Here is an 18,544-nt window from a genome sequence, read left to right as displayed (position 1 = left end):
GGCCGGGCGGGTAGCCGAGCCGACGACGGTCGTCCGGCCGTCCGGCGTGAAGGTGCAGGCAACGTACTGCCGCCCCTTGGTCGCATCCAGCGCACGACAGAGACTGACGCAATAAGGACAATTGCTCATCAGGTCAGTCGAAGATGGATGCCACGCTTGACGGGTACTGCGGCACGACCGCAGGACTGCGGGCGGAGCGAGTGCACCTCACGCGCGCAACGCGGCCCTCCTGGGTGCGGGTGTCCGTGTCACCCGCTGTCGCGTGCCTGCCGGAGCAACTCCTCCAGCCGTTCCGTCGCCGTGTCAGGTGTCCTGTCGGGTGTCAGGCCGGATGTCGGGCCGGACGCCGTGTCGGGTTCGGCCACCTCGGCCAGCGACCAGAAGAGCAGCGCCACGCCCATCGCTCCCGGGTCGGGGGCACCCAGCGCACGGTCGCCCACGTAGGCGGCGCGGCCCCGGCGGGCGCGGACCGCGGCGGTGGCCCGGGCGCCGGAGAGGGCCGCACGGGCAGTGGCGGCGAAGCCCTCCCCCGCGGCCAGGGCGTCCCGCGCGGGGACGAGCGCGTCGACCATGGTGCGGTCTCCGGGCTCCGCCTCCCCCACGCGCTGGATGGCGGCCAGGCCCTCCGTGACACCCGCACGCCAGCCGTCGCGGGCGTCGTCCGTGGCGGACAGGGCCCTGGCGATCTCCTGGAAGAGCAGACCGATGAGGGGGCCGCTGGTGCCGCCGACCTCGTCGAGGAAGACGTTGGCGGCGACCGCGAAGGCGGCTTCGTCCGGGCGTTCGCGGAGTGCGGTCTCGACCTGGTCGAGACCTTCGCGCAGGTTGTCGCCGAAGTCGCCGTCGCCGGAGAGCTGGTCGAGCTCGGTCAGCGTCCCGTGCGCGGTACGGGCTGTCTGTGCGTAGGTGGTCAGGACGAGGCGGTGGTCGAAGCGGTGATCGAGGGTCATCGTGTGGACTCCGTGCCGACGAAGGGCTGGGTGACGGGGAAGGCCGGGGTACGGGCGGGGGCCTGCCACCAGTCGACCCAGCGGTCTCCGGGCGTCGTGAAGGTGAGGGAGAAGCCGCTCATGTCGAGGGCGGGGACGAAGGTGCCGACGAGTTGTCCGACGACGCGCACGCCGTTCTCGTCCAGGAAGTGGCGCACCCGGTCGTGGACGGCGTACAGCTCCAGCAGGGTGGTCGCGCCGAGGCCGCCCACGAGCAGGAGCACGCCTTCGGGGCGGCGGGGCAGGCCGTCGAGCACCTGTTGTGCCATGCGGTCGACGAGTTCGCCGAACGGCGGGCGGGCGACGGTCCGTGCGGCGCGTTCGCCGTGGATGCCCACTCCGTACTCCAGCTCGTCGTCGCCGAGTTCGAAGGCCCGGCCGCCCTGGGCGGGCGAGGTGTGGGCCCGGGAGGCGACGGCCACGCTGCGGGACGCGGCGGCGATCTCGGCGCCCAGGTCCGCGAGTTCGTCGAGGCCGAGTCCGGTGTCCGCGGCCCCGCCCAGGAGCTTCTCGACGATGACGGTGGCTCCCGTACCGCGCCGGCCCGTGGCGGTGCTCTCGTCCTCGGTGGCGAGGTCGTCGTCGACCAGGACGCGGCGCACCCGGACACCGTCGGCGCGCAGGCGCTCCGCGGCGATGCCGAAGTTGATGCGGTCCCCCGTGTAGTTCTTCACGATGTGCAGCACGCCGTCCTCGCCTGCCACGGCCCGTGAGGCCTCGTAGACCTGGCGGTTGTGCGGTGAGGCGAAGACCCGGCCGGGGACGGAGGCGTCGAGCATGCCGCGGCCGACGAACCCGGTGTGCAGGGGTTCGTGGCCGGAGCCACCGCCGGAGAGGAGGCCGACGCGGCGCCGGGGGTCACGGTCGCGTGCGGTGACGTAGAGCGGGTCCTGGTGGAGGTGGAGCAGGTCGGGGTGGGCCAGGGTGAGACCGCGCAGCGCGGCCTCCACGGGCGCGGTGTCGGGGAGGAAGAGGCGGGTCACGGGGTGGCGGTCCTTTCGGGGGCGGGCGTCGGCAGGGGCTCGGGGGTGTCGGGCCGGGCCTCCCCCGCGGCCAGGCGGGTGGTGGCGAGCGCGGACATGATCGCCACGCCGACGCAGTAGGTGATCAGCCAGCCCCAGTGGCCTCCCGCGGTGGCCAGCAGGGCCGTTCCGATGAGCGGGGACAGGCCGCCGCCGAGGGTGGCGCCGAACTGCTGGGTGACGGACAGGCCGGTGTAGCGGACGTTGACGGGATACAGGTTGGAGAACAGTGCGCCCTGTGCTCCGTACATCGCCGCGTGGCCCACGCCGAGGCCGAGGGTCATGCCCAGGGCGTACGCCCAGAACTGGCCGGTCTCGACGAGCAGGAAGAACGGCACGGCGAGAACGGCCTGGAAGAGGGCGCCGGCGATGTAGACCTTGCGGCGGCCGATGCGGTCGGAGAGCGCTCCGAACAGGGGCAGGGTGCAGCATTCGACGGCGCAGGCCACCAGGACGGCGAGGAGTACGGGGGTCTTGTCGCGGTCGAGTTCGGTGGTGACGTAGGTGATGGCGACCACGTAGTAGATGTTGAAGAGGCCGCTCTCGGCGATCTTGGCGAGGATCGAGAAGACGACGGTGGCCGGGCGCCGGGTGAGCACCTCCCGTACGGGCAGGCTCTGCACCTCGCGGTCGGCGCGCATCTTGACGAACTCGGGGCTCTCGGTGATGTGGAAGCGCATCCACATGCCGACGCCGACGAGCAGGATGCTGGCGAGGAACGGCAGGCGCCAGGCCCAGTCGTCGTAGGCCCCGCCGGGCAGTGCCGCGTCCAGGGCCGTGACGAGCCCGACGGGGATCAGGACGCCCGCCGGGGTGCCGATGTGGACGAGGGAGGTGAAGAACCCCTGCCGTTTCCTGGGGCTGTACTCCAGTGCCATGAGGACGCCGCCGCCGTATTCGCCGCCCATGCCCAGGCCCTGGATGAGCCGGATGAGGACGAGGAGGATCGGGGCGGCGATGCCGATGCTGTCGTAGGAGGGCAGCAGGCCGATGGCGAAGGTGCCCAGGCCCATCATGAGCATGGTGATGATCAGGACGTTCTTGCGGCCGAGGCGGTCGCCGAAGTGGCCGAAGAGGATGCCGCCGAGGGGACGGGCCGCGTAGCCGACGAAGTAGGTGGCGAAGGCGGCGAGGGTGCCCACCAGAGGTGAGGCGTCGGGGAAGAAGATCTTGTCGAAGACCAGGGCCGCGGTCGTCGCGTAGAGGGTGAAGTCGTAGTACTCGACGGTGGTGCCCAGGGCGCTGGCGGTGACGACCTTGCGCAGGGACGCCCGGGAGGCCGGCTCGGCGGCCGGTGCCGTGGCTGGTGTGGACATGCTCGCTCCATTGCGATGGCGGCTCGAATGCGATGGCGGCTCGAAGACGCGGTCGGTGCCGTCCTCATCATGCGTGCGGGTCGGCGGTGGCCGGAAGGTGTGGTTCCGGTTGGCGGACCCCGTGCTAGCATCTGATGCATCAGACATTACATCCGCATCCTGAGCGCGGCAATACGCAGGAGGACACGTGAAGGACATCCAGCTCGGCGGGATGATTTCCACCGTCGTCACACCGTTCGACGAGAACGACGAGGTCGACCTGGACCTGCTGCGCGGCGAGGTGAAGTACCTCCTCGGCCAGGGCGTCACCGCCATCTGCGCCTGCGGGAGCACCGGTGAGGGGCAGACCCTCTCCCTGGAGGAGAGCGCGGCGATCTGCGCCACCGTCGTGGACGAGGTGGCCGGCCGGGTGCCGGTGATCGGCGGTGTCATCCAGAACTCGACCGCCCAGGCCAAGCGCTACTCGCTCGCCCTCAGGGAGGCCGGGGTCGACGCCCTCCAGGTGACGCCCGTGCACTACGTCTTCTCCCCCTCGCCCGAGGAGACCGTGGCGCACTACCGGGAGATCGGCGAGGCCACCGACCTGCCGATCGTCCTCTACAACGTGGTGCCCTGGGCCCTGGTCCCCGTCGACACCATCGAGCTGCTGCGCGATGTGCCGCAGGTCGTGGCGATCAAGCAGTCCGGCGGCGACATGCACCTGCTCGCCGATCTGCTGCACCGGATGCGCGAGCGGTTCGTCATCCTCGCCGCCCTCGACGACCTGCACTATCCCGCGTTCGTCATGGGCGCCCACGGCGCGCTGGCCGCCATCCCCACGGTCACGCCCGCGCTGAGCGTCGAGCTGTGGAACGCGGTGCAGAGCGGTGACCACGCGAAGGCGTTGAGCCTGCACGAGCGCATTCTCACCGTGTGGCGGGCGATCGACGCGCCCAACCTCCCCGCGACGCTGAAGGCGGCGCTCGAACTCCAGGGCCGCTCCCCGGGACTCCCCCGCCGCCCCTTCCGGCCGGCCGGGGAATCCGACCGCGCACGCATCCGCGAGGCGCTCCGAACGGCTAATCTGATCGATTAGATGTCACGTCCCACATCCTCGTGGGCGACCCGTCTTCCGTACCCGACCCGAGGGGCGTTCATGGCCACCACACCGGTACGCGACCGTCGCGGACCCCAGCCCCTCGTCGTCGAGTCGATCTCCGAGCAGCTGTACTCGATCCTGTGCGCACGCATCACCTCCGGTGAGTACGCTCCCGGTTCACGTCTCGACCCGGGGGCGATCGCGGCGGAGTTCGGCGTGTCGCGCACACCGGTGCGCGACACGCTGGTGCGACTCGAACACGACCGGCTCGTGGAGACGCGTCCGCGCTCGGGCACGTTCGTGACGCGGCCGAGCCGTCAGGACGTGCACGAGGTCTGCCAGTTGCGCAAGGGACTCGAATGGCTCGCCACCGGTGTGGCGGCCTCGAACATGCCGCTGAAGCAGATCGCCGACCTCCGCGAGGAGGCGGTGGCCGCCATCGCCGCCGCCGAACGCGGCGACTACGAACCGTTCTTCGCCAGCGACACCCGCATCCACGGCGAGATCATCGCCAGCACCGGCAACAGCAGGCTCATCTCCGCCCGCGATTCGGTCGAGCCCTTCGTGTACTGGCTGCGCGTCCTGGGCGCGACCGGGCCGCACCGGCTCGCGGGCTCCACGAAACGGCACCTGGAGATCCTGGACGCCATGGCCGCCCGGGACGTGGCCGCCGCCCAGGAGGCCGCCGCCGTCCACCTCGCCGAGGTCGAGGAGTGGACCCTGGCCGACATGGACTCCCACAGCATCGTCACCTGATCTCACCTCCCCTGACCTCACTTGACCTGGCGATGAACGCGCCCCAGCACGCGAGCAGTTCAAGCTCCGCCGGTCGCGTCCACAAAGGCGGCGTACGAAGCCGTGAACCGGGCTGGCCACCCCGGTGCCGTCCCCACGCGGTCAGATGTTTTCGAGCAGCAGGGCGGCGAGCTCCGCGGGCCTGGTGATCATGGCGTCGTGACCGGTGTCCAGGGTGTGCACGTGGGACAGCTCGCCGTTGGGCTGCAGTGCGGGGACGGGTCGGCGGGTGACGCCCTCGGGTTCGTTGCCGACGCAGAGGATGTGCGTGCGCGGGACGGCCGCCTGTGCGGGGTTGTCCATCTCGACCGGCTGCTGGAAGCAGAGCACCGACTCGTCCGTCAGCGTGCCCCTGAGCCAGGCGATGTCGTCGGAGTCGGTCACGCCGAAGAGGCCGAGTGGCGCGGCGAGTTCCGGCAACGGCGGTATGCGCCAGGGCTGGGCGCTGTCGGCGGCACCGTCGATCATGGCCTTTGTGAGTGGCATGACGTCGATGGCGTTCTCGCCGTGGGTCGGGACCATCGCGTCGAGGTACACCAGACGCGAGATGCGCTCGGGAATCCGGTTCGCCGCGCCGGAGATGACCATGCCCGCGTAGCTGTGTCCGACGAGGACGACGTCGTTCAGGGCGTGGTCGAGGATGAGGTCGACGACGTCCTCGGTGTGGGTGGTGAGTCCGACGTCGGGGCCGAGCAGGTGTGCCTTGTCCCCGTGGCCGGTGAGGGACGGCGCGAAGACTCGGTGGCCCCGGGCGGTGAGCAGGGGCGCGACGCGGTCCCAGGACCGTTCGTCGTGCCAGGCTCCGTGCACGAGGACGTAGGTGGTCGGTCTGGTCATGGCTGGTCCTTCGGGTGGAGGTGGGTCTTCCGGCGGGTGGACATGTGCCGCAGGCGGGCATGGCCGGACAGGCTCAGACATGCTCACGGGCGGGCGCGATGTCGCGATGTATGGATCCGAGAACGTTCGGCGCGAGGACGCCGGGCTAGGCCTCGGCGACCGTTGTGGTGGTGCGCTGCATGTCGGTGCGCTGCATATCGGTGCGCTGCATGTCTTCGACGTTAGGCAGCCGTCAGGAACCAAAAGGTAACCTTCGGTCCGTGAGCCTCCGTCCCGGAACCGTGTTCCTAGCCGACTGCCCCGCCCGCCTGGCCATCGAGATCATCTCCAGCAAATGGGCCGTGGTCACGCTCTTCGCTCTCAGCGACGGCCCTGTCCGCCATGGCGAGTTGGTCGAACTCATCGGCGGTGTCTCACGCAAAGTCCTGACGCAGACACTGCGCCGCCTGCAGGACAACGGACTCGTCGAACGGCACGCGTACGCCGAGGCGCCGCCCCGGGTGGAATACAGCCTGACCGAGCTGGGGCGCACCCTGGAGGAACCCATCAGAAGGCTCACCGACTGGGCGAGAACCAACGGTGAGACGGTTCTCGCCTTTCACGAGGCAGCCGCGGAGAGGGACGCGTCGAGCGCCCCCTCGGACGGGCCGGCGGACGGGTTGACGACTGGGCCGGCTGTCTGAGCGGCGGTCAGAGATCGGCCACGTCGACCAGCCCGTCCTGGATGGCGCGGGCGACCAGATTTGCCTTGGTCCGGGCGGGCCGGCCGACGTTCGCGTACTTGATGCGCACCCGGTCCAGAGATGAGTTGACCGACCGTACGGAGATGCGGAGATGCCGAGACGCCGAGACGCTGCGCGACCAGTTCCTTCGACTCCGATTCGACTGCGACTGGAACCACTCGATGAGCACGTTCTCCTCGCGCACGTTCTCCTCGCGCACCGAGAGCTGGGGGCGGTCGGCGCGGGTCTTCGATCCCAGCGCGCCGGCCAACGCGGGCGGCATGTAGGGCCGTTCGTCGACCGCCAGTGGCCCGGTCCGGGTCGAGGTGCGCGGCGGCAGGGGTATACGCGATGTGCGCGGCGGGAGCGGTATACGCGATGTGCGCGGGAGTCGTGTCCGGCGCATCAGGCGCGCCCTGCACGTCCGGTGCGTCAGACGCGTCCGGTGACGAAGTCGGCTATCGCGGCAGCGACGGCGTCGGGCTGCTCGTCGGGGATGAAGTGCCCGGCGTCGGCCACGACGACTCCGGTGGTGTCGTCGGCCCACGGGCTGAGGGAGGCCGCCATGTCCGGGACGGAGCCGTGGCTGCTGGAGATTCCGAGGACGGGCACGGTCAGGTGCTGCCGGCTGAGCGCCTCGTGGTTCCTGCGCGCGGACTCGGCGGCGTCCCGGTAGTAGGCGAGGGCGGCGCCGAGCCCGCCGTCGGCGGCGAGGGCCGCGGCGTAGAGGTCGAGGTCGGCGTCGTCGAACGTGTCGGGACACAGTGCCTTCGTCCGCAGGAACCAGCCGACGTACTCCCGTTCGCGGCCGGTGAGCAGGGTCTCGGGCAGGTCGGGCACGAGGTGGAACGCGAAATGCCAGGTCTTCCACGCCCGGGCCGGATCGGTGGGGATCGCCTCCGGGAGGGAGATGCCGGGGATTCCGGCGTCCAGCAGGGCGACTCCGCGCAGCCGGTTCTCGTGCTTGAGGGCCAGGGAGAAGGCGACCCACGCTCCGATGTCATGGGCGGCCAGCCAGTAGGACGGCACTCCGAGCGCCTCCACGGCGGTGTGGACGTGGGCGGCGACCGTGTGGGTGTCGTAGCCGCGCTCCAAGCGCTCGGAGTGGCCCTGCCCCGGCAGATCGATCGCGATGACGCGGAACCGGTCGGCAAGGCTGGGCATGACCTTTCGCCAGGCCTGCCAGGTCTGCGGGAACCCGGCGAGCAGGACGACGGCCGAGCCGTCCGGCCGGCCGCCGTCGACGGCATGCAGGCGGATGCCGTCCGCGTCGACCCAGCGGTGGGTGAAACCGGCCAGGTCCTGCGGGGGCAGGTCGCGGACGGGGCTGCATTCGGAGACGGGACTGCTTTCGGAGACGGTCACGGAATCCTCCATCGGTGTACGGAATCCTCCATCGGTGTTGGGTGTGGAGGCTAACACTTCTTGAACCATTTAGTTCAAGATAGGATGGCGACCAACGGCCGGACCCCTACGACAGCGACACACCGACCAGGAGTGCCACATGGCAGGCAAGAAGCAGTTCGACATGGACACGGTGCTCGACGCGGCGATGATCCAGTTCTGGCGCGCCGGCTACGCCGACACCTCGGTCGACGACCTGTCCCGGGCCACCGGTCTGAACCGCAGCTCGATCTACTCCTCGCTCGGCGACAAGGACACACTGTTCCTGCGCTGCCTGGATCGCTACACCGCGCGCTACGGCGACCGGTACGACGCCGCCCTGTCCTGCGCGGCGTCCGAACCCGTCGCGGCCGTCCGCGCGTTCTTCGACGTCACCCTGCAGCGCATCGCCGATCCCGAACTGCCCGATGGATGCCTGATCGCCCAGTCGGCCATGGCGATTCCGGTGCTGAGCCCGGCCGTGGCGACACACGCCAGGCAGGCGCTCGGTTTCCAGCGCCTGCGCCTGCGCGCCGCGCTGAAGGCCGGCCGCATGACCGACCAGGACGCGGACGCCTTCGCCGTACACGCGGCGGCAGTGAACCAGTCCCTCGCTGTCATGAGCAGAGCCGGGTCGAGCCCGGCACAGCTGCGGGCCGTGGTGGACGTGACCGTCGGGGCGCTCTCACAGGCGTTGCGCGAACGCGTCGAGAGCGAGTCTCCCTGATCGGCGGGTCAGTCAAGCAGATGTGTCGGTCGACCAGATGCGCCGGTCTCGGATGCGTCGGTCTCAGATGTGTCGGTCTCAGATGTGTCGGTCTCAGATGTGTCGGTCCGGTCAGCGATCGCAGACGCGCGTCAGGTGGCCGCGCTTACCGGCGCCCACCACACCACAGTGGTACCGCCGCCGTCGGAGTCGCCCAACTGCATCTCCCCGCCCAACTGCCCGGCGCGTTCCGCCATGTTGCGCAAACCGCTGCGGCGGCCCCCGGCCGGGATGCCCACGCCGTTGTCGGAAACCGTCAGGCGTACCTCACGGCCGTCGGTCTCCAGAACCACCGCGGCCCGGGTGGCCCGCGCGTGCCGGGCGATGTTCGTCAGGGCCTCGGAGAGCACGGCCACCACATGGTCCGCCGTCTCCTTGGTGACCTGCGTGTCCACCAGGCCTTCCATCCGGAGGCTGGGGGTGAAGCCCAGCACGGGAGCCGTCTCGCCGACCATGCGTACCACGCGGGCCCGCAAGCCCGGGGCCGTGGCGCCCTCGCGCGCACGCAGACCGAAGATCGTCGACCTGATGATCTTGATGGTCTCGTCGAGGTCGTCCACCGCCCGCACCACGCGCTCGGAAGCCTCGGAGTGCTCGATGAAACGGCCGGCGCTCTGCAGGGTCATGCCGGTGGCGAACAGCCGCTGGATCGCGAGGTCGTGGAGGTCGCGGGCGATCCGGTCACGGTCCTTGAGCACCGCGATCTCCTCGGCGTCCTCCCGGTGTTCGGCCAGTTCCATCGCGACCGCGGCCTGCGCGGCGAAGCCCTGCAGCGCCTCGGTCTCCTTTCCGGTGAACTCCGGCCGACCGGAGTCCCGTACCAGCAGGACGATCCCTCGTACACGCTCGCCCGAGCCGATCGGGACGGCTACCGCCGGGCCCAGCCCGTTGAACCGCTGCGGGCCGGACGCGGCCCGTTCCTCGGTGGAGATGTCGGCGCTGGCGACCGAGGCGGCCGAGGAGAACGCCCGGCCGATCAGACCGTCGTCCACCGGCAGCACGAGCCCGCGGTGCGTCCCGGCGCCCTCTCCGATGGCCAGTTCCACCGTCAGCGAGTCGGTGTTCTCCATCGGCAGGGCGACCACGGCCAGGGCCGCCGAGGTGATCTCCCTCGCCCGTTCCGCGATCAGGCCGAGCACCTCGGCGCGGTCCCTGCCGGACATCAGACAGTGCGTGATCTCCGCGCTCGCCTGCAGCCAGCGCTCACGCAGCCGCGACTCCTCGTACAGACGGGCGTTGTCGATCGCCACGCCGGCCGCCACGGCCAGCGTCGACAGGACCGACTCGTCCTCCTCGTCGAACTGCGCCCCGCCCCGCTTCTCGGTCAGATAGAGATTGCCGAAAACCAGGTCCCGCACCCGGATCGGCACACCGACGAAGGTGTTCATCGGCGGGTGGTGGGGCGGGAAGCCGTACGAGGAGGGATGCTCGGAGAGTTTCACCAGCCGCAGGGGCTCGGGGTGGCTGATGAGCTCGCCCAGAATGCCGTGCCCTTCCGGATAATGGCCGATCTCGGCGATCTGCTTCTCGCTGATCCCGACCGTGTGGAAGGCCGACAGCCGCTTCCCGTCCGGCCCGATCACACCCAGGGCGGCGTACTCCGCGTCCACCAGCACGGCCGCGGCCTCCACGATGCTGTAGAGCGCCTGTTCGAGGTCCAGCTCCCGGCCGACGGAGAGCACGGCCTCCAGCAGGCTGTGCACCCGGTCGCGCGTACCTCGGGCGGCATCCAGCCTGGCCTGCAGTTCCTCCAGCAGCTCGTCCAGCTTCAGCTGCGGCAGCCGTACGCGGGCCTGAAAGGACTCCTCGGAGCTTCCCACCGGTTGATCCTCCAGGTGCCTCGACGCACGGACAGCGGAACGGTTCCGGTCGCGTGTCACGCTATCGGGCCGGTGTGGGAGAGGATACGGATCCGGCCCGGCCGCCACGCCCGGAACCGACCCGCGCCGGTCGGCCCCGGGGCAGCCGGGACGGCACGAACCCGGTGCGGCCGAGGAGGCGTTCGGTGCGGCCCCACCACTCGTTCTGGTACCGGCCGGCGACCGTGACCAGCTCGACCGTGCGCCCGGGGCCGTCCTCCGTGGTCCACCCGGCCCTGGGACGACGGGGCCGGATGACATCAGGCGTGCGGGACCACGGCGACGGGGCAGTTGGCGTGGTGCAGGACCGCGTGGGCCACGGGACCGATGTGCGTCCCGAGGTGGCTCGCCCGGATCTTCCGGCCCACGACGACGAGGCGGGCTTCGGACGAGGCGTGGGCCAGGGCGGCGGCCGGACGGCCTTCGGAGACGGTCTCGGTCACGGAGATCTCGGGGTACTTAGCGCACCACGGCCGCAGCGCCGCGACGACGGCGCGTTCCTGCGCGGCGAGCACCTCCGCCCCCGCCCCGGTGACCGCGTGCAGGTCGGCGCCGTCGGCGGAGGGAACGCTGAAGGCATGGACCACCCGCAGGGCGGCGCCCTGCAGCCGGGCGGCCTCGAAGCCGAACTCGATCAGTTCGTCACAGGGGTGCCGGACGTCCAGGCCGAGCACGACATCGCGGTTCGACGTCCCGTGGGTCTGCGGCGAAGGCTCCTTCCCGCCGGGTGTCGTGGAGTGCTCGTCGGCCGCGGCCCGGCCCGCGCGGACGAGCACGACCGGGCGTACGGACCTGGCGACGACCCGCTGGGACACCGAGCCGACCATGAACCCCGCGAGACCGCCGAGCCCCCGGGAGCCGAGTACCAGCAGTTCGGTCTCGTCGGGTGAGGCGAGCAGCGCCCCGACCGGGGAGTCGGACACCAGCCGGGAATCGATGTGGAGGTCGGGGTGTGCGGCCCGCACGCTGCCGACCACCTGGTTCAGGGTCGCCTGGGCCCACTCGTGCTCGCTGTTGCCCATGGGGACGGAGGCGGGTGGGCGCGGGTGCCACTGCCAGGCGTGCACCAGCCTCAGAGGAGCTCCACGGCGCACGGCTTCCCGGGCCGCCCAGTGTGCGGTCGCAAGGCTCTCGACGGAACCGTCGACGCCCGCGGTTACATGGCGCAGCATGCTGCCTACCTCCTGAGTCCGGAACCGGAAGCTCTTCCCGTCGAAGCACTTCTCGACGAAGCGCTTCTCGACGAAGCACTTTTCGACGAGCCGCTTCTCTTCGAAGCGCTTCTCGTCGAGCTTCGGGCAGAAACCGATCCGTGCGTAGGGGCCTTGCGGCCCTTCGCGGGTCTGTTGGGCCCCACTGGATGGGCCGGGGGGCCGGCACCGTGCGCCGCGGAGCCCGCGCGGAGTACCGGGTGGCCTGCCCATGGGGCCGTGTGGCCCATGGCCCTCACCAGGGCCCGGTAAGACGCTGTAGGGGACAGGACCGCGTGCAGCCTTGGAGGCACCCCATGAACGATTCCGTCACGTCGAACATGATGCGGGCCCTCCCCGCCGAACACCGGCAGCGGTTGCTGCACCTTGCCCACGAGGTGTCGTTCGAGATGGGCAGCCGCCTCTTCGAGGAAGGCGGACGGGCCGACCGGTTCTGGATCGTGCGCACCGGCACGATCGCTCTCGACATGCGGGTGCCGGGCCGGCGGGCGGCGGTCATCGAGACACTCGGCCACAACCAACTCGTCGGCTGGTCCTGGCTGTTCGCGCCGCACACCTGGCATCTGGGCGCCGAGGCGACAACTCCCGTACGGGCCTACGAGTTCGACGCCGCGGCCATACGCGGCCTGTGCGTGAGCGATCCCGCATTCGGCACGGCGGTCACCCAGTGGGTCGGTGACGTACTGGCCCACCGGCTGCGCTCCGCCCGCACCCGGCTGCTGGACCTGTACGCCCCCTACGGCAGCGGCAGCCGCGTCTGAACGACACCCTCGATCGAAGCGCTCAAGGAGGCATGATGCACGGCACGCCGCACGTCGTGAGCGATGTGATGACCCACGCCGTCGCCACGGTGGACCGCAACGCCTCGTTCAAGGAGATCGTGCGGACGATGCAGGAGCGGAAGGTCAGCGCCCTGCCGGTCGTGGGAGGAAAGGGACGGGTGGTCGGGGTCGTCTCCGAGGCCGATCTGCTGCCCAAGGAGGAGTTCCGCGACAGCGACCCCGACCGGTACACGCAGTTGCGCAGGCTCTCCGACCTCGCCAAGGCCGGCGCGGTGACCGCTGAGGAGTTGATGACCTCCCCTGCCCTCACCACCGCCCCCGACGCGACGCTCGCCCAGGCCGCCCGGACGATGGCGCGCGCCAAGGTCAAGAGGCTTGCCGTCGTCGACGCATCCGGTTCGTTGCACGGCATCGTCAGCCGCGCCGACCTGCTCAAGGTCTTCCTGCGGGACGACGAGGAGATGGCGGAGGAAGTCCGGCGGGAAGTCGTGGCGTACCTGTTCCCCATGCCCTCGTCCTCCGTGCGGACGGAGGTACGGGACGGTGTGGTGAAGCTCAGCGGACACATCCGGGACACGTCCCTGGTCCCGGTGGCCGCCCGTCTGGCACGGGCTGTCGAGGGTGTCGTGGACGTCGAGTTCGACCTCTCCGAGCATGGGGATTCGACGGTGGACGAGGCCTGGGGGTGACCGCGTCCGGCTCCGGTCGGCTCTTCGCGGACGTCGGTCCGCCGGTGGACCCTTCGGAGGGCCCGACCGGAGCGGATCCTCGGCGGACCCGACGGGAGGAGGCACATGTCCCCGCGTGTCGGTGGCCGCGTCCCGCTGTGGCGTCGGCCGGCCCCCGGGCTCGGCGCCCTGATCGGCTACCGGCGCGCGTGGCTGAGGGCCGATGTCCTGGCGGGCATGACCGTGGCCGCGTACCTCGTGCCCCAGGTCATGGCGTACGCGGGCGTGGCCGGGCTGCCGCCGGTCGCCGGGCTGTGGGCCATCCTGCCCGCACTGGCCCTGTACGCGCTGCTCGGCTCCTCCTCACTGCTCTCCGTCGGCCCGGAGTCGACGACGGCGTTGATGACGGCGGCGGTGGTGGGTCCCCTCGCGGCCGGAGACCCGGCCCGGTACGCGACGCTGTCGGCCGTGCTCGCGATCGCCGTCGGTCTGCTGTGCGTGGTCGCCTGGGTGGCCCGGCTCGGGTTCGTCGCGGATCTGTTGTCCAGGCCCGTGCTCATCGGATACCTGGCGGGCGTCGCCCTCATCATGATGGTCGATCAACTCCCCAAGCTCACCGGTGTCCGCTCCACGGGCTCCGGGTTCTTTCCGAAGACGTGGTCCTTCGTCCGTAACCTGCCGGACGCCCATCTGCCCACGCTGCTGCTCGCCGCCGCCGTGCTGCTGTTCCTCTTCGCCGCCGCGCGGTACCTCCGCGCCCTGCCCGGCCCGCTGCTGGCCGTCCTACTGGCGACCGCCGCGGTGGTGGCCCTCGGACTCGACGAGCGGCACGGGATCAAGGTGATCGGTGACGTTCCGGCCGGTCTTCCCCCGCTCGCTCCGCCGGACCTGACCGAACTGCCCGACCTGTTGCTGCCCGCCCTGGGTGTCCTCCTCGTCGGCTACACCGACGTCATCCTCACCGCACGTGCCTTCGCGGGGCGCGACGCGCGAGCCCTGGACGCCAACCAGGAGTTCCTCGCCCTGGGCGCCGCCAACCTCGGCGCGGGCCTGGTGCGGGGCTTCCCGGTGAGCAGCAGCGCGAGCCGCACCGCGCTCGCCGCGTCGGCGGGCGGGCGCAGCCAGTTGTACTCGCTGATCGCCGGTTCGGGCGTGCTCGCCGTTCTGCTGTTCCTCAGCCCGTTGCTCGCCCGCACTCCCACGGCGCTGCTGGGGGCGCTCGTCGTCTACGCCGCGGTCCGCATGATCGACCTGGCGGGCTTCCGGCGACTGGCCACGTTCCGGCGCCGCGAACTGCTCCTGTCCCTCGGCTGTCTGACCGGGGTGCTTGTCCTGGACATCCTGTACGGCGTCCTCGTGGCCGTCGGTCTCTCGGTGGCGGAGTTGCCGGCCCGGGTGGCCCGACCGCACGACGCCGTCGACGCACTCCGCCGCGAACTCACCGACCGCGGGATCGTCTTCGCCCTCGCCCGCGTCAAACAGGACCTGCTGGACGACCTGGAGGCATACGGCCTGGCGGACAGCGTCGGCGCGGGGCGGATCTTTCCCACCCTGCCGACGGCGGTGACCGCGTACCGGCAGTGGTGCCGCGAACGCCACTGACACGGATCCGGCGGTCCACAGCCCGCAGAGGCGGTTCAGCCGGCGTACGCGTCAGGTGGGCCGGAGGCCGACCGCCAGCGTCAGTTCCAGGACCCGGTGGGGTGATCCGAGATCCGGGAAGAGCTCCCGCAGCTGCGACATCCGGTACCGGACCGTCTGGGGGTGGACGAACAACGCCGCCGCCACCTCGTCCCGCCTGCCCTGGTGCAGCAGCCACGCCCGCAGCGTCTCCTCCAGCCGCCGCGCCGTCGCGGCGGGCACGGTCCGCAACGGTGCGAGGGCTCGGGCACGCAGGTCGGCGAACGCGTCCGCGTCGGCGCTCAGCACCAGCTCGGGCAGGTGGTCCTCGGTGTCCCGGATGTCGCAGGAGAGGGAGCGCGCGCGGACGGCTCGCGCGTACGAGGCGGAGGCACGCGTCCACGGCCGGGGCGGGCCGATCACGGCGGCGCGGTCGGTCAGCTGCCGCGACAGATGTGACCGGTCGGCATCGGGGACGAGCAGCACACCGGTGGCGTCCGGCAGATCGTCGAGGACCAGGGTGTTCGCGTCGAGCGCGCGGTAGGCGGGGCGGGCCTGGGCGGCGGGCAGCAGGACCGCGGTCAGCGCGACCGGGGGCTGCCACCCCGCCCGCTGCGCGGAGGCCAGCAGCACGTCCGGGCTCGCGCCGGCCAGGAGGTCGCGGGCCAGGTGTTCCAGGTGGCGCTCGTGGGCCCTGCCCCGGGCGGCCAGTTCGTCGGCGTGGCCCGCGGCGCTCGCGGCGGAGAGCTCGTCGATGTAGGCGAAGGTCAGCTCGGCGAACTTGGCGACCTCGGCGGCGGGCAGACCCGCGGGTACGGCACCCGCGGCCAGGCACCGCCAGGCCACCCGGGCGCCGACGCGGTAGGCGGCGAGCAGGGCGTCCATCGAACGGCCGTCGCGCACCTCGCCGCGGCCCAGCTCGTAGGCCGCGTCCCCGGCGTCGCCGCCCGTGGCGTGCCCGCTCGCGAGGTCCAGGTAGTGCCCCAGCGCGGTACGGACGGCTCGGCGGATGGTGCCGCCCATGCGGCCCGAAAGGGCGTTGGCGTAAGGAGGGACCTCGTCGATGATCGCCTGCACGACCTCGTCGGCGGTGGCCCTCAGCTCGGCCCGAAGCGCGGTGACCGTCGTCTCATTGAGGGCCAGTTCGCTGGCTCTCCTGATTGCATGACTCACTTTTTGTTCTCCACGAACAATTCGGCCCACCAGATTTACGTCCTGCGGTCAGGACTTTACTCCGTGAGGTACAGCAAGCTGGAGTCATGACGAACGTAGCCCTCCGCGGCAGGGCGTGGAAACTGCTGGAGATGGTCACGACGCCCCTGCTGCCGTCGGACTACCTCGACCTGGTCAGCCCGCTGCGCGCGGGCGCCGACCTGCGTGGGCGCATCGAGGCCGTGCATCCCGAGACGGACGACGCCGCGACTGTCGTGATCAGGCCGGGGCGGGGCTGGCGCGGCCACACGGCAGGCCAGTACGTGCGGATCGGGGTCGACATCGACGGAGTGCGCCTGTGGCGTGCCTACTCCATCACCTCGCCGACCAGCCGCCGGGACGGCCGCCTCACGATCACCGTGAAGGCGATCCCGGACGGCAAGGTCAGCAACCACCTGGTCCGCAGGGCGAAACCGGGCACGCTGATCCAGCTCGACCAGCCCACGGGTGACTTCGTGCTGCCGCCGGCCAAGCCCGCCAAGGTGCTCTTCCTGACGGCCGGCAGCGGCATCACGCCCGTGATGGGCATGCTGCGCGACACCGAGTTCGACGACGTCGTCATGGTCCACTGCGCGCCGAAGCCGCACGACGTGATCTTCCGTGACGAACTGCTCGGCCTCGACGCGGACAAGAAGCTGCGGCTCACCGAGGTGCACACCGACACGGACGGCAAGCTCGACATCGCCCGCCTCGACGAACTCGTGCCCGACTGGGCCGAGCGCGAGACCTGGGCCTGCGGGCCCGCCGGACTGCTCGACGCCGCCGAGGAGTACTGGACCGGGCACGGGGTACCCGCGCGTCTGCACACCGAACGCTTCCGCCCCGCCGTCGTCGTCACCGGCGACGGCGGCGAGGTCACGTTCAGCACCACCGGAAGGACCGTCGACGCGGACGGCGCCACGCCGTTGCTGGACATCGGCGAGGAGGCCGGTGTGCTCATGCCCTCCGGGTGCCGCATGGGCATCTGCTTCGGCTGCGTCACGCCGCTCAAGGCCGGCGCCGTCCGCGACCTGCGCACCGGCGAGATCACCGAGGCCGAGCCGGGCGTCCTCATCCAGACCTGCGTGTCCGCCGCGGCGGGCCCGTGCGACATCGAACGGTAGGAGCACCTTGACCGCCATCGACCCCACCGCCCACCTGACCGCGGAGCAGATCGAGGAGCTAGGGCGCGAGCTGGACGCGATCCGCGACGAGGTGATCGCGAGCCGCGGCGAGAGCGACGCCGCCTACATCCGCAAGGTCATCTCGGCGCAGCGCAAGCTCGAACTGGTCAGCAGGGGCGTGCTCCTGTTCTCGATCTTCCCGCCCGCGTGGCTGCTCGGCACCGCCGGCCTGTCCGTGGCAAAGATCATGGACAACATGGAGATCGGCCACAACATCCTGCACGGCCAGTGGGACTGGATGCGGGACCCGAAGATCCACTCCACCACCTGGGAGTGGGACCACGTCTCGCCGTCCGAGCAGTGGAAGCACTCGCACAACGAGCTGCACCACACGTACACCAACGTGATCGGCAAGGACAACGACCTCGGCTACGGCATCATGCGCGTCGACGAGGACCAGAAGTGGCATCCGTTCCACCTCGGCCAGCCGCTGTGGAACTTCCTCAACGCCTGCTTCTTCGAGTACGGCATCGCGGCGTACGACCTGGAGCTCGGCAAGAACCTGCACAAGCGCCGCCGCAACAACCCGGAGTTCCGCGCACGGGCCAGGGCCGTGGGCCGCAAGATCCGCAAGCAGGTGCTCAAGGACTACGTGATCCACCCGTTGCTGTCGGGCCCGTCGTTCCTGTCCACGCTCGCCGCCACGTTCACCGCGAACCTGGTCCGCAACCTCTGGACCCACTCGGTGATCATGTGCGGGCACTTCCCCGAGGGCGTACAGGTCTTCGAGCGCCGGTCGATCAAGGGCGAGACGCGCGGCCAGTGGTACCTGCGCCAGATGATGGGCTCGGCGAACATCAGCGGCAGCAAGGCCATGCACTTCATGACCGGCAACCTGTCGCACCAGATCGAGCACCACCTCTTCCCGGACCTGCCGAGCAACCGGTACGCCGAGGTCGCCGTGAAGGTGCGCGCGCTGTTCGAGAAGTACGAGCTGGAGTACATCACCGGGCCGCTGCCCAAGCAGGTGTTCTCCGCCTGGCACAAGGTCTTCCGGCTCTCTCTGCCGAACAAGAAGCCCGCGGTCAGGACGCCGGACCGCGAGCAGGAGCTCGCCGCGGCCTGATCCCGGGGGCGGTTTCTGACCCCTTCGGTTTCAGACCCTTCGGACGGAGGTGACG

The 18,544-nt window shown here is 70.7% G+C and carries 18 protein-coding genes; 9 read left to right on the top strand and 9 right to left on the bottom strand.

Annotated elements, in window-relative coordinates:
• Positions 1–248 precede the first annotated feature (248 nt).
• From K3769_RS39375 to K3769_RS39365, 3 genes are read right to left on the bottom strand one after another with little or no spacing between them, the layout of a single operon-like run.
• Positions 249–950 carry a DAK2 domain-containing protein gene (locus K3769_RS39375; RefSeq protein WP_267031003.1) on the bottom strand — a complete coding sequence of 234 codons (702 nt, stop codon included), beginning with the start codon at positions 948–950 and terminating at the stop codon, positions 249–251.
• The gene (locus tag K3769_RS39370; protein WP_267031002.1) at positions 947–1,972 is read right to left on the bottom strand and encodes a dihydroxyacetone kinase subunit DhaK; all 1,026 of its coding nucleotides are present in this window, start codon (positions 1,970–1,972) and stop codon (positions 947–949) included. Before K3769_RS39370 ends, K3769_RS39375 begins: the two co-directional genes overlap by 4 nt.
• The gene (locus tag K3769_RS39365; protein ID WP_267031001.1) at positions 1,969–3,327 is read right to left on the bottom strand and encodes an MFS transporter; all 1,359 of its coding nucleotides are present in this window, start codon (positions 3,325–3,327) and stop codon (positions 1,969–1,971) included. The genes K3769_RS39370 and K3769_RS39365 overlap by 4 nt, the downstream gene beginning before the upstream one ends.
• A gap of 187 nt (positions 3,328–3,514) precedes the next feature.
• On the opposite strand from K3769_RS39365, the gene K3769_RS39360 reads away from it, so the two are divergent.
• Both K3769_RS39360 and K3769_RS39355 read left to right on the top strand, forming a co-directional pair.
• Entirely contained in the window at positions 3,515–4,402 is an 888-nt protein-coding gene (locus tag K3769_RS39360; protein ID WP_267031000.1) for a dihydrodipicolinate synthase family protein, read from the top strand.
• Positions 4,403–4,462: 60 nt separating this feature from the next.
• Complete coding sequence (locus K3769_RS39355; protein ID WP_267030999.1) at positions 4,463–5,161, top strand: GntR family transcriptional regulator; 699 nt, start codon at positions 4,463–4,465, stop codon at positions 5,159–5,161.
• 141 nt (positions 5,162–5,302) lie between these two features.
• Here K3769_RS39355 and K3769_RS39350 read toward each other — a convergent pair whose 3' ends face one another.
• A complete protein-coding gene (locus K3769_RS39350) occupies positions 5,303–6,037 on the bottom strand; it encodes an alpha/beta fold hydrolase (protein ID WP_267030998.1) in 735 nt (244 codons plus the stop codon).
• A 209-nt stretch (positions 6,038–6,246) separates the two neighbouring features.
• On the opposite strand from K3769_RS39350, the gene K3769_RS39345 reads away from it, so the two are divergent.
• A complete protein-coding gene (locus K3769_RS39345; RefSeq protein WP_267030997.1) occupies positions 6,247–6,720 on the top strand; it encodes a winged helix-turn-helix transcriptional regulator in 474 nt (157 codons plus the stop codon).
• 7 nt (positions 6,721–6,727) lie between these two features.
• On the opposite strand, the gene K3769_RS39340 is transcribed toward K3769_RS39345, so the two are convergent.
• Positions 6,728–7,042 carry a hypothetical protein gene (locus K3769_RS39340; RefSeq protein WP_267030996.1) on the bottom strand — a complete coding sequence of 105 codons (315 nt, stop codon included), beginning with the start codon at positions 7,040–7,042 and terminating at the stop codon, positions 6,728–6,730.
• 149 nt (positions 7,043–7,191) lie between these two features.
• Positions 7,192–8,136: an alpha/beta fold hydrolase gene (locus K3769_RS39335; RefSeq protein ID WP_267030995.1), complete on the bottom strand. Its 945-nt coding sequence runs from the start codon at positions 8,134–8,136 to the stop codon at positions 7,192–7,194.
• Between the two features lie 127 nt (positions 8,137–8,263).
• Between K3769_RS39335 and K3769_RS39330 the strand changes: the two genes are divergently transcribed.
• Positions 8,264–8,869, top strand: a complete 606-nt coding sequence (locus tag K3769_RS39330; protein WP_267030994.1) for a TetR/AcrR family transcriptional regulator — start codon at positions 8,264–8,266, stop codon at positions 8,867–8,869.
• Between the two features lie 131 nt (positions 8,870–9,000).
• Here K3769_RS39330 and K3769_RS39325 read toward each other — a convergent pair whose 3' ends face one another.
• On the bottom strand, positions 9,001–10,728 hold the full coding sequence (locus tag K3769_RS39325; RefSeq protein ID WP_267030993.1) for a sensor histidine kinase: 1,728 nt from the start codon (positions 10,726–10,728) through the stop codon (positions 9,001–9,003).
• A 299-nt stretch (positions 10,729–11,027) separates the two neighbouring features.
• A complete protein-coding gene (locus K3769_RS39320; protein ID WP_267030992.1) occupies positions 11,028–11,939 on the bottom strand; it encodes a universal stress protein in 912 nt (303 codons plus the stop codon).
• A 335-nt stretch (positions 11,940–12,274) separates the two neighbouring features.
• Between K3769_RS39320 and K3769_RS39315 the strand changes: the two genes are divergently transcribed.
• The 3 genes from K3769_RS39315 to K3769_RS39305 all read left to right on the top strand — a co-directional run bounded on the left by K3769_RS39315 (position 12,275) and on the right by K3769_RS39305 (position 15,030).
• Entirely contained in the window at positions 12,275–12,739 is a 465-nt protein-coding gene (locus K3769_RS39315; protein WP_267030991.1) for a Crp/Fnr family transcriptional regulator, read from the top strand.
• Positions 12,740–12,774: 35 nt separating this feature from the next.
• Positions 12,775–13,449 carry a CBS domain-containing protein gene (locus K3769_RS39310; protein ID WP_267031742.1) on the top strand — a complete coding sequence of 225 codons (675 nt, stop codon included), beginning with the start codon at positions 12,775–12,777 and terminating at the stop codon, positions 13,447–13,449.
• A 105-nt stretch (positions 13,450–13,554) separates the two neighbouring features.
• Complete coding sequence (locus K3769_RS39305; RefSeq protein ID WP_267030990.1) at positions 13,555–15,030, top strand: SulP family inorganic anion transporter; 1,476 nt, start codon at positions 13,555–13,557, stop codon at positions 15,028–15,030.
• A 51-nt stretch (positions 15,031–15,081) separates the two neighbouring features.
• On the opposite strand, the gene K3769_RS39300 is transcribed toward K3769_RS39305, so the two are convergent.
• A complete protein-coding gene (locus K3769_RS39300) occupies positions 15,082–16,221 on the bottom strand; it encodes a PucR family transcriptional regulator (protein ID WP_267030989.1) in 1,140 nt (379 codons plus the stop codon).
• Positions 16,222–16,307: 86 nt separating this feature from the next.
• Between K3769_RS39300 and K3769_RS39295 the strand changes: the two genes are divergently transcribed.
• Together K3769_RS39295 and K3769_RS39290 are read left to right on the top strand one after the other, a co-directional pair.
• Positions 16,308–17,363: a ferredoxin reductase gene (locus K3769_RS39295; protein ID WP_267030988.1), complete on the top strand. Its 1,056-nt coding sequence runs from the start codon at positions 16,308–16,310 to the stop codon at positions 17,361–17,363.
• A gap of 7 nt (positions 17,364–17,370) precedes the next feature.
• The gene (locus K3769_RS39290; protein WP_267030987.1) at positions 17,371–18,489 is read left to right on the top strand and encodes a fatty acid desaturase family protein; all 1,119 of its coding nucleotides are present in this window, start codon (positions 17,371–17,373) and stop codon (positions 18,487–18,489) included.
• The last annotated feature ends 55 nt before the right edge of the window (positions 18,490–18,544 follow it).

Source organism: Streptomyces ortus, assembly GCF_026341275.1.
Classification (GTDB): domain Bacteria; phylum Actinomycetota; class Actinomycetes; order Streptomycetales; family Streptomycetaceae; genus Streptomyces; species Streptomyces ortus.
Note: the sequence above shows the minus strand (reverse complement) of the source record. Positions and strands in the feature narration are given on the sequence as shown.